Origin of the sequence: Methylomonas sp. LL1 (assembly GCF_015711015.1) — a bacterium.
Lineage (GTDB): Bacteria > Pseudomonadota > Gammaproteobacteria > Methylococcales > Methylomonadaceae > Methylomonas.
The window spans coordinates 1,779,297-1,791,598 of record NZ_CP064653.1 but is presented as its reverse complement, the minus strand read 5'-3'; the positions used below and the strand labels follow the sequence as shown (position 1 = coordinate 1,791,598).

General features: G+C 50.2%; 12 protein-coding genes. 10 read left to right on the top strand and 2 right to left on the bottom strand.

What is annotated here, in order from left to right; genetic code table 11:
- Window positions 1–168 precede the first annotated feature (168 nt).
- Both amrS and IVG45_RS08420 read left to right on the top strand, forming a co-directional pair.
- Complete coding sequence (gene amrS / locus IVG45_RS08425) at window positions 169–1,257, top strand: AmmeMemoRadiSam system radical SAM enzyme (protein WP_196437386.1); 1,089 nt, start codon at window positions 169–171, stop codon at window positions 1,255–1,257.
- Window positions 1,258–1,541: 284 nt separating this feature from the next.
- Window positions 1,542–2,993, top strand: a complete 1,452-nt coding sequence (locus IVG45_RS08420) for a bacteriohemerythrin (protein WP_196437385.1) — start codon at window positions 1,542–1,544, stop codon at window positions 2,991–2,993.
- Window positions 2,994–3,121: 128 nt separating this feature from the next.
- Here IVG45_RS08420 and IVG45_RS08415 read toward each other — a convergent pair whose 3' ends face one another.
- Complete coding sequence (locus tag IVG45_RS08415) at window positions 3,122–3,973, bottom strand: SIR2 family protein (protein WP_196437384.1); 852 nt, start codon at window positions 3,971–3,973, stop codon at window positions 3,122–3,124.
- 703 nt (window positions 3,974–4,676) lie between these two features.
- Here IVG45_RS08415 and nifH point away from each other — a divergent pair.
- The 8 genes from nifH (at window position 4,677) to IVG45_RS08375 (ending at window position 11,511) form a co-directional block, all read left to right on the top strand.
- Window positions 4,677–5,561, top strand: a complete 885-nt coding sequence (gene nifH / locus IVG45_RS08410) for a nitrogenase iron protein (RefSeq protein ID WP_196437383.1) — start codon at window positions 4,677–4,679, stop codon at window positions 5,559–5,561.
- A 105-nt stretch (window positions 5,562–5,666) separates the two neighbouring features.
- On the top strand, window positions 5,667–7,148 hold the full coding sequence (gene nifD / locus IVG45_RS08405; protein ID WP_196437382.1) for a nitrogenase molybdenum-iron protein alpha chain: 1,482 nt from the start codon (window positions 5,667–5,669) through the stop codon (window positions 7,146–7,148).
- A gap of 192 nt (window positions 7,149–7,340) precedes the next feature.
- Entirely contained in the window at window positions 7,341–8,912 is a 1,572-nt protein-coding gene (gene nifK / locus IVG45_RS08400) for a nitrogenase molybdenum-iron protein subunit beta (protein ID WP_196437381.1), read from the top strand.
- A gap of 58 nt (window positions 8,913–8,970) precedes the next feature.
- Window positions 8,971–9,183 carry a putative nitrogen fixation protein NifT gene (nifT, locus tag IVG45_RS08395; protein ID WP_196437380.1) on the top strand — a complete coding sequence of 71 codons (213 nt, stop codon included), beginning with the start codon at window positions 8,971–8,973 and terminating at the stop codon, window positions 9,181–9,183.
- A gap of 12 nt (window positions 9,184–9,195) precedes the next feature.
- Window positions 9,196–9,396, top strand: a complete 201-nt coding sequence (locus tag IVG45_RS08390) for a 4Fe-4S binding protein (RefSeq protein ID WP_196437379.1) — start codon at window positions 9,196–9,198, stop codon at window positions 9,394–9,396.
- 119 nt (window positions 9,397–9,515) lie between these two features.
- Window positions 9,516–9,782, top strand: coding sequence for a DUF6129 family protein (locus IVG45_RS08385; protein WP_196437378.1), 267 nt, complete (start codon window positions 9,516–9,518; stop codon window positions 9,780–9,782).
- A gap of 9 nt (window positions 9,783–9,791) precedes the next feature.
- Window positions 9,792–10,556, top strand: coding sequence for a 4Fe4S-binding leucine-rich repeat protein (locus tag IVG45_RS08380; protein ID WP_196437377.1), 765 nt, complete (start codon window positions 9,792–9,794; stop codon window positions 10,554–10,556).
- On the top strand, window positions 10,549–11,511 hold the full coding sequence (locus tag IVG45_RS08375; RefSeq protein WP_196437376.1) for a hypothetical protein: 963 nt from the start codon (window positions 10,549–10,551) through the stop codon (window positions 11,509–11,511). The genes IVG45_RS08380 and IVG45_RS08375 overlap by 8 nt, the downstream gene beginning before the upstream one ends.
- Window positions 11,512–11,870: 359 nt before the next feature.
- Here IVG45_RS08375 and IVG45_RS08370 read toward each other — a convergent pair whose 3' ends face one another.
- Window positions 11,871–12,218, bottom strand: coding sequence for a glycine zipper 2TM domain-containing protein (locus tag IVG45_RS08370; protein WP_196437375.1), 348 nt, complete (start codon window positions 12,216–12,218; stop codon window positions 11,871–11,873).
- Window positions 12,219–12,302 lie beyond the last annotated feature (84 nt).

Below are 12,302 nucleotides of genomic sequence, written 5' to 3'. Positions count from 1 at the left end.
TTTTTTAATGGTATCGGCCCGGATATGTTACAACAACTTTGCCAAGTTCCGGGCATGTTGTCCCGGAGTTTTATTTAACATCAACCGCTTAAGCGTTGATTTCGGCTGTCCGGGGTATTTGTTCTAAATAGCCGGACTACTGAATTTCAATCGGGCAGGAGGATGAGTATGACCACTTTTATTTCTCACGACACGGTGGCTACCCGTTATTGGCATACCTTGGACGATGGCCGGGTGCAATGCGATCTTTGTCCACGGTTTTGTAAGTTGCATGAAGGCCAGCGCGGCCTGTGTTTCGTGCGGCAGAATCTGGATAATCAAATCGTCATGACCAGTTACGGCCGATCGAGCGGCTTCGCGATCGACCCGATCGAGAAAAAGCCGCTGAATCATTTTCTGCCCGGAACGCCGATTTTTTCCTTCGGCACCGCCGGCTGTAATCTGGCTTGCAAGTTTTGCCAGAATTGGGACATCAGCAAATCGAGGGAAATGGATACCTTGATGAGCCGGGCTTCGCCGCAAGCCATTGCCGAAGCGGCGGCGAGTTACGGTTGCGGCAGCGTGGCTTATACTTATAACGATCCGGTGGTATTTCACGAATATGCCATCGATACCGCTCGGGCCTGCCGGGAATTGGGTTTGAAGTCGGTGGCGGTCAGTGCCGGTTATGTCTGCGCCGAACCTCGTATCGAGTTTTATCAGTGGATGGATGCGGCCAATATTGATTTAAAAGCCTTTAGCGAGGATTTTTATCACAGAATCACCGGCGGCCATCTGCAGCCGGTGCTGGAAACCTTGCTGTATCTGAAGCATGAGACTCAGGTCTGGTTCGAACTGACCACGCTGATCATACCCGGCGAAAATGATAGCGAGGCCGAATTGGAGGCCATGACCCAATGGGTGGTGGAAAAATTGGGGTCGGATGTGCCGATGCATTTCACGGCTTTTCATCCCGACTGGAAAATGATCGACAAACCGCATACAGCGACCTCATCGCTACTGCTGGCGCGCGACATCGCGCTGAAAAACGGCGTGCGTTACGCCTATGTCGGCAATGTGCATGATAAGGCGGCGGAAAGCACTTATTGCCATCAATGCGGGAAATTATTGATCGGGCGCGACTGGTATGTGCTGTCGGACTGGAATTTGGATGCCACGGGGCATTGCCAATTTTGCGGAGCCCGATGCGCGGGCCTGTTCAATCCTAGTCCTGGGGATTGGGGCGCAAAACGGCGGGCAGTGCGATTTGATGACTGAGAGCCATGGGGCGGGGGTATTCATGATCGCTTGCGGTTCCAAGTCCGAAAGACCAGGGTATTAAGGTGATTTATGGCAATAAATTTGCCCCACCCAAAAACTGTCGTTGACTGAATGCCAAAAAAGTCCGACGTTGACTGAGCGGAGTCGAAGTCAACTATTCGCTTCGGCTACTTCGGCTTCGCTCAGCACGAGTCCGCTCGGCAAACGATAGTTTTGGTATCCGTGGCTACAGGTTTTCTCAAAATTATCTAATTCGGTGCTTTTAAACAAAATAAAAACTTATGACAGCGATTGAAATTTTTCCTTGGAGCGCCGGCTTCGAGGTGGGTATTCCGGAGATCGATGCGCAACATTGCCAGTTGGTGCGTTTACTCAATTTGTTGGCGGGACATCTGGCCTACGATATCGATATTCCGGGGCTGAACAAGATCTTTGCTCAATTGACCGATTACGCGGCTTATCACTTTGAAACCGAAGAGAAAATTTGGCAACAGTATCTGCCCGACGATGCGATGTTGGCCAGGCATAGGAAGGTTCACGCCAGTTTTATTGCCGACGTGATAGCGTTAAAGCAGCGAGAAACCGATCAACCCCTGGACAAGGTGATAGAGGAAATCGTCTGTTTTTTAACCCATTGGCTGGCGTTTCACATTTTAGATAGGGACAAGCAGATGGCCGAAATCGTGTTGGCGATGCAGAAGGGAGCGTCAGTCGAACAAGCCAAAATTCAATTCGACAAGAGCAAAAACAGCGGCCAGCAATTATTGATCGAGACCATGCTGGCGATGTACGAAAATCTGTCGACGCGAACCTTGCAGTTAATGAAGGAAATTGCCGAACGGCAAAAAGTCGAAATGCGGCTGCGTCTGTTCGCCAATGTGTTCGAAAACACCCTGGAAGCTATTTGTATCACCGATGCCCAGTACCATATCATCGATGTTAACAGCGCTTTTTGTCAGAATAGCCAACTCGAAGAGAGTGTTTTACTCAGAAAACCCTTGCAAAACATTAAGTCGGGATTTCTGGATAAAGTAATGAGTGAACAAATCCAGCAAAGCCTCGATCAAACTTGTCATTGGTCGGGAGAGATATGGAATCGGACGCCGTCAGGCGAATTAGAGCCGGAGTGGCTGACCATATCCGCCATCAAAAACGCTCAAGGCCAAGTCTGTCATTATGCCGGGGTTTTTTCCAGCGTCGGCCAGTTGATCAAACGCCAGCGGCATTTGGAGCACGCCGCCAACCATGACGCATTGACCGGTTTACCCAATCGCTTGTTGTTGGCGGACAGAATGGAGCTGGCGATGGCCGATGCCATGCGGAATCGTTGCTATTTGGCGGTTTGTTATCTCGATTTGGATGGCTTTAAACCGGTCAACGACCATTGGGGGCATGATGCCGGCGATCTGGTGTTAAAAATCGTTTCCCAACGGCTGACGGGCGTGATGCGCAAAAATGACACCGTGGCCCGTTTGGGCGGGGACGAATTTGTGATTTTATGGGGCGATCTGAATGACGCCGAATATTGCCGAGGACTGCTGCAGCGCACGATAGACGAAATCGAACAGCCCATCGCGTTGGACAGCGGCACGGTCAGTGTTTCGGCCAGTATCGGCGTGACCCTGTATCCGGCTGATAACGTGCCGGCCTTGACCTTGCTGCTGCATGCCGACCACAGCCTTTACGAAGCCAAAAATGCCGGCAAAGGCTGCTTCCGGTTTTATCAAAACTGATCGTTGGTTAATGATCGGGACGGCTGGTCAAATGTAGGAGGGCGCAAGAGCCTCTCCTACCTGTTCCAATCAATTTGGGCACGAGCCCCAGAGAAACGCTAAACCGTTCCCGGAGTTGCGAAGGGGTATTAAGCTGCCTGGCGAGTTAGTACCAGTTCCAGCAAATCCTTGCAATCGGCTTCGATCAGTTCAAAGCCTAAGCGATCGGCGAAGCGTTTTTCCTTGTCGGTGGGATTTTTACGTAAGAACCAGCCCCGGTGTTCGGCGGCGGCATAGGTAATATCGCTCATTACCATCCGTTCAGAATCCCGGTTCAAGGGCAGCCCCAGCAGCAGATATTTTTTACCTTTCCGGTATTCCTTCAAGAAGTCGGGGATGGCGAAGCCGCCCATCAGTTCGGTGATGTAATCGACATAGTCGGCATCGGAAGCCACGTAATTGGATTCCGGTTTCGGCGTACCCATCGGTTTGAATAGGATAGGCAACTTGGTGTCGACCTGGTTTTGCTCGATTTCAAAATAGCTTTGGCCGTCGTAGTGATAAATCTTGAAGCGGAAGTGGTTGCCAATCACGCGGGCAAGACCGACGACCAGCGTGTGTTCCTCATCGGCGTAGCTGTCCTGCAACTGAGTGTCGCGATTGATGTCGACGATATAATTGGGTTTCCATTCCGCCAGCCATTCATGCACGGCGGCCCGGCTCCACTTCATTTGACCGTAGGTTTTATCCAAAAATTGGGTGACGTAATTGCGGCCGCGCTTTAATTCCTGATTCATCGCCGCGCGCGGGAATTCGTACATTAGCTTGGGGGCCATCGGCTTGCCGCCGTTCATGGCCAGAATTAAGCTATCGCTGTCGGCCGGTATCGGCGCGCCATTGAGTTTACTGATCGAATCGAACAGCACCCCTGGGCCGAGATAAGGCACGACTTGATTATCATATAAACCGCTAAGAATTTCGGAAAAGACGGAATTGGACATGGATGAGCTCCGGAGTTGAAAATGCATAGTTTGAAGAATGCAATATTCGCTCCACTTTTTCAGGCATAGGCCAGGTTGGAACACATGCCAGTCAGGCCCGGCTTCGCGGCCGAAGCACCGGTATCATCGGCGCGCCGTAGTTTCTGTTTAAATTGTAAGGTTTATCACAACGGCCACTGAGTCTGTCGGCATGCGCTCAATACTAGGATGGCTAAACCGGCGGTAATCAGTGCCGTAAGCATTAGATAGAGTCATTGCTCACCAAATTCTGGTTTGTGAATTTCATGGCTCCGGTCAAATCGGTAACTGCAACTATATAGCCCAACTACTGGCATCTTTGTAGGCATTCGGTTGGAGAGGGGCCAAATTGCCTAAATGTGAACCGCGATGGCTATATATAAGTTACGGCAGTACCGAAATGATGAGGCGTGAGCAAAGTCAAGGTTGGGCCAAGGCCGATGGCCGAGTGGGGCCTTCCCGATGGTGGGCGTGGGTCAAAATGGCCAAATCGATAAAACCACATCATTTCTGTGAGTAAAGCAACAGCCCCCTACACAAATTGTTTGGTATGCAACCAAGCATTTGGAAGGTAAATTTATTAAATTTACTTTAAAAACATATACTTAAAAGTTGCGTATAGATTGGCACGCGCATTGCAATATTCAGTTTGTCATTAACTACACGCTCTACAGAGGAGAAGATCATGGCGAAATTACGTCAATGTGCTATTTACGGTAAAGGTGGTATCGGTAAATCGACCACTACTCAAAATCTGGTTGCCGGCTTGGCTGAGCTCGGCAAAAAAGTAATGATCGTCGGTTGCGACCCTAAAGCCGATTCTACTCGTTTGATCCTGCATGCGAAAGCGCAAAACTCTATCATGCAAATGGCGGCCGACGCCGGCAGCGTGGAAGATTTGGAACTGGAAGACGTATTGAAAGTCGGTTATCGCGACATTAAATGCGTTGAATCCGGCGGTCCAGAGCCAGGAGTAGGTTGCGCCGGCCGTGGTGTTATCACCGCGATCAACTTCCTGGAAGAGGAAGGCGCTTACGACGAAGACTTAGACTTCGTATTCTACGATGTATTGGGTGACGTTGTTTGCGGTGGTTTCGCGATGCCAATTCGTGAAAACAAAGCGCAAGAAATTTATATCGTTTGCTCCGGCGAAATGATGGCCATGTATGCGGCCAACAACATCGCTAAAGGTATCGTGAAATACGCTAACTCAGGCGGCGTACGTTTGGCCGGTTTGATCTGCAACTCGCGTCAAACCGCTCGCGAAGACGAACTGATCATGGAATTGGCCGCCAAATTGGGCACCCACATGATCCACTTCGTGCCGCGCGACAACGTCGTACAACGCGCCGAAATCCGCCGCATGACCGTGATCGAGTATGAGCCGCAAGCTAAACAAGCTCAAGAATACCGCGATCTGGCCAACAAAATCGTCAACAACAAAAACCTGGTCATCCCAACTCCAATCACGATGGATGAGCTGGAAGAACTGTTGATGGAATTCGGTGTGATGGAAGAAGTTGACGAAAGCACCGTCGGCGTTACAGCAGCAGCTGAAGCTTCTGCTTAAATAAGTACGTAGGTTGGGTTGAGGATGCTCGATCCAACCTGCTTTTAACTAGTTCCTAACAGGGGTCAGTTGGGAGATTACCCACGACCACAAAAGGAGATCATCATGGCAGCCATGACAAGAGAAGAGACCGAAGCGCTTATTCAAGAAGTGTTGGAAGTCTATCCCGAAAAAGCTAAAAAAGACCGCGAAAAACATTTGGCGGTTAATGATCAAAGCTTGGAAAAGTCCAATAAATGTATCACGTCAAACCGTAAATCCCTGCCTGGAGTCATGACCATTCGTGGTTGCGCCTATGCCGGTTCCAAGGGTGTGGTTTGGGGTCCGATTAAGGACATGATCCATATTTCTCACGGCCCCGTCGGTTGCGGACAATATTCGCGCGCCGGCCGCCGTAACTACTACGTCGGTACTACCGGTATCAATACCTTCGGTACCATGAACTTTACCTCCGATTTCACCGAAAAAGACATCGTTTTCGGCGGCGATAAAAAACTGGCCAAATGTATTGACGAAATTGAAACCTTGTTCCCATTGAACAAAGGTGTGTCGATTCAATCAGAATGCCCAATCGGTTTGATCGGCGACGACATCGAAGCCGTTTCCAAAGTCAAAGCCAAAGAACACGGCAAAACCATCGTGCCCGTACGTTGCGAAGGTTTCCGCGGCGTATCGCAATCCCTGGGTCACCATATCGCCAACGACGCGATTCGCGACTGGGTGCTGGATAAAAACGACGGCAAGGAACCAAGCTACACTGTCGGCCCTTACGACGTTGCCGTGATCGGCGACTACAACATCGGCGGCGATGCTTGGGCGTCACGTACCTTGTTGGAAGAGATGGGTTTGAAGGTTGTCGCACAATGGTCCGGTGACGGTACCATCGCCGAGATCGAAAATACCCCAAAAGTTAAATTGAACTTGATCCATTGCTACCGTTCGATGAACTACATCGCTCGGCATATGGAAGAAAAGTACAATATTCCTTGGATCGAGTATAACTTCTTCGGCCCAACCAAAATTGCCGAATCCCTACGTAGAATCGCCAGCCACTTCGATGACAGCATCAAAGAAGGCGCGGAACGCGTAATCGCTCGTTACTCAGCCGAATACGAAGCTGTGATCGCCAAATACAAACCACGCCTGGAAGGCAAACGCGTGATGTTGTACATCGGCGGCTTGCGTCCACGCCACGTGATCGGTGCCTATGAAGATTTGGGCATGGAAGTGGTCGGTACCGGTTATGAATTCGGTCACAACGACGACTACGACCGTACCATCAAGGAAATGGGTAACGCCACCCTGCTGTACGATGACGTGACCGGTTACGAATTCGAAGAGTTCGTCAAAAAAGTCCAACCCGACTTGGTCGGTTCCGGTGTCAAGGAAAAATACATTTTCCAAAAAATGGGCGTGCCGTTCCGCCAAATGCACTCCTGGGATTATTCAGGCCCTTATCACGGCTATGACGGCTTCGCCATCTTCGCTCGCGATATGGACATGACCATCAACAATCCCTGCTGGAAAAGCTTTAAAGCGCCTTGGAAAACCGAGGCCGCCAGCGAACCGGTCAAAGCCGTCGCGTAAACGGCGGTACCCGCGCTGGAGCGAGCTTTTCGCTCATCCAGCGCATCCAGCTTAATTTAGATAAGGCGCAAGGCAGCGGTTGAAAGGTGAGATATACCGCCACCATGGCCGCCGGTCATCCGTTTTGCCCTTAGCCTTTAGCCTTTAGCCTGTTACGTAGTCCACGGATTAGTGGCGCGTTAGGAGATTATCATGAGCCAACAAGTCGATAAAATTGAACCTAGTTATCCTTTATTCAGAAATGATGAATACAAGGAAAGTCTGGCCAACAAACGGGCGAACTACGAAGAACGCCATCCACAAGATCAAATTGACGAAGTATTCCAGTGGACGACCACTAAGGAATACCAAGAATTGAACTTCAACCGCGAAGCGATTACCGTCAACCCAGCTAAAGCCTGCCAACCCCTGGGTGCCGTATTGTGCTCATTGGGCTTTGAGAAAACCATGCCTTATGTGCACGGTTCGCAAGGTTGCGTGGCTTATTTCCGTACTTACTTCAACCGTCATTTCAAAGAGCCAATCTCTTGCGTTTCCGACTCAATGACTGAAGACGCGGCGGTATTCGGCGGTCAGAAAAACATGTTTGCCGGTCTGGAAAACGCCAAAGCCTTGTACAAGCCTACCATGATCGCGGTATCGACCACCTGTATGGCGGAAGTTATCGGCGACGACTTGAACGCGTTCATCAACAACGCCAAAAAAGAAGGCCATATCGATCAGGATTATCCTGTTCCGTTCGCGCATACTCCTAGCTTCGTCGGTAGTCATACTACCGGTTGGGACAATATGTTCGAAGGCATTGCCCGCTACTTCACGCTGAACTTTATGGAAGGCAAGGAAGTTGGCTCCAACGGCAAAATTAACTTTGTACCTGGCTTTGAAACCTATTTGGGCAACTTCCGCGTGATCCACCGGATGATGAAGGAAATGGGCGTCGATTACACCCTGTTGAGCGATCCTACCGAAGTGTTGGATACTCCAGCCGATGGCCAATTCAACATGTATGCCGGCGGCACTACCATCGACGAAGTCAAGGACGCACCGAACGCGATCACGACCGTTCTGTTGCAACCTTGGCAATTGGAAAAAACCAAGAAGTTCGTCGAAGGCACCTGGAAACAGGATGTGCCTAAATTGAACATCCCGATGGGCCTGGAATGGACCGACCAATTGTTGATGAAAATCTCCGAACTGACCGGTAAACCGATTCCAAAATCGCTGGAGACCGAACGTGGCCGTCTGGTCGACATGATGACCGACTCACACGCCTGGTTGCACGGCAAAAAATTCGCGCTGTACGGCGATGCGGACTTTGCCTTGGGCATGACCAAATTCCTGCTGGAAATGGGTGCGGAAGTCACCGATGTACTGGTCAATCATGCCAATAAACGTTTCAAAAAAGCGGTTGAAGAAGTGTTGAAAGCCTCGCCTTACGGCCAAAGCGCTACCGTGCATATCGGCAAGGATTTGTGGCACTTCCGCTCATTGATGTTTACCAACAAACCGGACTTCATGATCGGCAACTCCTACGGTAAATTCATCCAACGCGATACTGTCTACAAAGGTGAGGAATTTGAAGTACCTTTGATTCGTATCGGTTTCCCAATCTTCGATCGCCATCATCTACACCGGATGACGACTCTGGGTTACGAAGGCGCGATGTATATGCTGACGACCCTGGTCAATGCGGTACTGGAACAGTTGGATAAAGAAACCAAAGGCATGGGAACCACCGACTACAACTACGATTTGATTCGTTAATCCTGTTGTCACCCGTGGGGTGGGCGATGCCCACCCTACTTTTTGTTTGGAGAAAACCATGCCCAGCGTCATGCTTAGAAAACGTGAAGACGGCAAATTGTTGTTTTACGTTGCAAAGAAAGATTTGGAAGAGACCGTAGAGTCCTTGGAATTTGATAGCCCTGACAAATGGGGTGGTGAAGTTGTATTGGGCGACGGGTCCAAGTATTATTTCGACGTACTGGATACGCCCCCCAATATTCCAATTACTCTACAAGCGAAACGTTTATAAAAGGAGCTTATTATGTCTTTATATATTGTTGCTGAAGAATGTATTTCCTGCGGAGATTGCAAACCCGTATGCCCCACCGACTCGATTAAAGAGGGTGCGGTCGTGTTTGAGATCAATAAAAAAACCTGTACGGAATGCAACGGCGATTACGATGTGCCGCAATGTGTGAAGGTTTGTCCGATCGATAACTGCATTTTGCCCTTGGTGGCTTAAGCGGCTCGTCAAATGATGTAAAGCGAGGTAGGGTCGAATTTATTCGGCCTGTTGTTCATCATGTCGTAGGCCGAGCGTCGAATGATTTGACCCTACCCAGCATATAAACAGGAATTGCCATGATCAGCCCTGAACAACTGCAACATATAGCTTCTATCATCGGAAGCGAATCATTGAATGAATCGTTAGTGGCGAAGTTGAGAGGCGAAAATCCGGGGGTACATTTCACCTATTGCATGGAAGATGATCTTCCAAACAACCAGCCGGTCTTGGAAGGTGAAGGGTTCAATCTCTATTTGATCGATGGGCGTGAACATTGTCTATGCCTGACCAATAGCTACGAAAATGCCACGGGCATCGTGATCGCCGAAGTTCTGGAAGATTAGGGGTTCCCGATGGTCGAGTCCGCCGATCCCGTGTCTCCGCGCATTGCCGATTGCAGTCTGTGCCCATTCCGTGGCAAAACCCTGCTGATGGGGCGCTGCATGCCTGGCGATACTTGTGTCTTTGTCGAAAGCGGCCGGCAGATTGATCGCTTCTTTCGGGTCAATCCCGCCTATGCCGTACATTACCTGCAAGATAAGTTTTGGGAGCGTCGTGCCATTGCGGTTCGCTATGCCCCGCAAAAAGCCCTGCAAGTTTTAATAAACGATGAGGACGAGGTGGTCAGGCGCGCGGTGGCGTACCGTCTGCCGGCCCAGCAATTATTGGCCTGGATTAACGATCCCGATCGCGAAGTGAGGATGACGGTGGCCGACCGCATCGATCCCGAACATCTCGAACTACTTGCGGGTGACCAGGATTACATCGTGCGATTAATGGTTGCCAAACGCTTGGCACCTGGCCGCTTGTTTCGCTTCATCAAGGACGAGGATGAGCAAGTCCGTAAAATTGTCGCCGAACGTCTACCGGAAGTCAGCTTGGGATTGATGGCCAACGATCCTATGGCGGATGTGCGGCGTATCGTCGCCGAACGCCTGCCGGCCGAAGATGCCGTGGCCCTGCTGAATGATAGCGATTGGGTGGTACGCTACACGGTGGCTTTGAAAGTTGATCCTAAATACCTGGCTGCATTAGTCAACGACCCCGAACCTGATGTGCGCGAAGTCGCACAAAGACGCCTTAATTCAACCCATGCCTTGGATTCCGACCATGACTGAATCGCGTTTAGCCCTCGCCGGACAGGATATTACCGATTGTTGTAAGAAAATCATCCCCGGCCAGACCGACGAATTGTTATTAAACAAATTGCAAAGCCTGATCCCCGATTATCCGATTCATCTGGCGATGACGGGTGATGAATGGTATCGATTGGGCGGGGTGGTGGACATGGACGGTAACCGCATCGCCAGCGATTTGATCGAATGGGTCGAGCGGACCTATCTGGAATGCGGACAAAATTTACAAACCTTGATAGACCATGCCTTGGATCAGAAACTGATTGCGACCAAGCAGACAGGCAGAACCCTATATTTTGTAGTGCAAACCGGCGGCCGCGCCGAAGACTTTACTCTGATCGAGATCGATAAAACCAGCGAAATGTCCGACAGGATGCTGGTCGATCAAAACAATCCGCCGGAAGATCTGGAAGAATTTATCGATCCCTTGCAACCTTTCTGCATCGAAAGTTTTGGTTTCGGCCATTCGCGTTATACCTATCGCCGTAAGACAGATGTCAAACTGTTCATGGAAGTGATCAACGAACGCCATCCGGGCGAACATCCGGTGCAACGCTTCATGGACGACTGGAACCGCTGCAGTGCCGGGTTGAAACATCGGATGTCGGCGGATTGGATCATCCGGCCTTATCAACACACCGGCCGTTTCGGCGAACAAATCGTCAACGTGGAAATTGTTAATATCCACAAAAACCACCTGCCGCATCTGGAAGATTTTGCCGGTAAGAAGGGTAGTGCTTTAAGCAACGTGTTGAATCGATTCGATAGACAGGCCGGTTATCCGTTCGCCTGGTTTTTTTACATGGTCAAGGGTAAGTTGGTATCGACTCACAGCGCCGACGCGGTGTATCGCGATATATCCGGGGACTTTGCCTATTTGCCCGAGCGCGACGAGGCCGTGTTAAGAGACTGGATTGCCGGACCTTATAATGTTTAGGATTCAGCAAAAATTCACTTCCCAGGTAGGGGTGAATTTATTCGCCAAATAGCATTTCAATGGACGAATGAATTTGCCCCCCACATTATTGTTCTCCAAAACTTCCGGCAGTTAATTTTGACGAAATCCTTAGTTGTAGGGTAGGGGACTGGACGGGAAATAATAGTTTTCTAAGGTATTCGGCCTGGATTTACTTTTCGATTGTCAGGTTTCATTGGCTAGTGTGGAAGGGGCTTTAGCCGCGATAAGAGGCTTTCAGTCGCGGCTAAAGCCCCTCCCACGGATCAATGCCTACTCAATGAAGTTCAGGCTATTTGTGATCAAAAGTAGATTTTAAAGTGGCAGGGATGGTTTTGGTCTTATCTGCTCATGCCGTTACCCATCCAGGCGCCCGCGGCGGCACCGATTCCGGCGCCCAATGGATCGCCGCGGCTCATCTCATAACCTACCACACTACCCAGCGCGCCCCCGACCAAACCTTGGGTCGAACGCTGGTCGTAACTTTGGTAACGCGCGGGTGGTGGTGGAGCGGGGACGTACTGCACCACCCGTTCCGGGTAATATACCCGCTCAACTTCCACGTAATGATCGTGATGATGGCCGTGACCATGTCCATGGTGGCCGTGATGACCATGTCCATGTCCGTCGGCAACGGCTACCGATGAAAACAGTAGACTCAGTACCGCTAATTTTTCCACTCTGAACATACAAACTCCTTCTAGGGGATGTGATTTAAGTTGTGGATAATTCTATAGGGGCTTGCTTAAGCCTTAATTAGCAACAGATTAAGA

What these genes read in the sequence shown, in the direction of transcription:
- nifK (WP_196437381.1), top strand. Translation starts at nt 7,341, where the DNA reads ATGAGCCAACAAGTCGATAAAATTGAACCTAGTTATCCTTTATTCAGA.
- IVG45_RS08370 (WP_196437375.1), bottom strand. Translation starts at nt 12,218, where the DNA reads ATGTTCAGAGTGGAAAAATTAGCGGTACTGAGTCTACTGTTTTCATCG.
- nifT (WP_196437380.1), top strand. Translation starts at nt 8,971, where the DNA reads ATGCCCAGCGTCATGCTTAGAAAACGTGAAGACGGCAAATTGTTGTTT.
- nifD (WP_196437382.1), top strand. Translation starts at nt 5,667, where the DNA reads ATGGCAGCCATGACAAGAGAAGAGACCGAAGCGCTTATTCAAGAAGTG.
- IVG45_RS08420 (WP_196437385.1), top strand. Translation starts at nt 1,542, where the DNA reads ATGACAGCGATTGAAATTTTTCCTTGGAGCGCCGGCTTCGAGGTGGGT.
- amrS (WP_196437386.1), top strand. Translation starts at nt 169, where the DNA reads ATGACCACTTTTATTTCTCACGACACGGTGGCTACCCGTTATTGGCAT.
- IVG45_RS08415 (WP_196437384.1), bottom strand. Translation starts at nt 3,973, where the DNA reads ATGTCCAATTCCGTCTTTTCCGAAATTCTTAGCGGTTTATATGATAAT.
- IVG45_RS08375 (WP_196437376.1), top strand. Translation starts at nt 10,549, where the DNA reads ATGACTGAATCGCGTTTAGCCCTCGCCGGACAGGATATTACCGATTGT.
- nifH (WP_196437383.1), top strand. Translation starts at nt 4,677, where the DNA reads ATGGCGAAATTACGTCAATGTGCTATTTACGGTAAAGGTGGTATCGGT.
- IVG45_RS08390 (WP_196437379.1), top strand. Translation starts at nt 9,196, where the DNA reads ATGTCTTTATATATTGTTGCTGAAGAATGTATTTCCTGCGGAGATTGC.
- IVG45_RS08380 (WP_196437377.1), top strand. Translation starts at nt 9,792, where the DNA reads ATGGTCGAGTCCGCCGATCCCGTGTCTCCGCGCATTGCCGATTGCAGT.
- IVG45_RS08385 (WP_196437378.1), top strand. Translation starts at nt 9,516, where the DNA reads ATGATCAGCCCTGAACAACTGCAACATATAGCTTCTATCATCGGAAGC.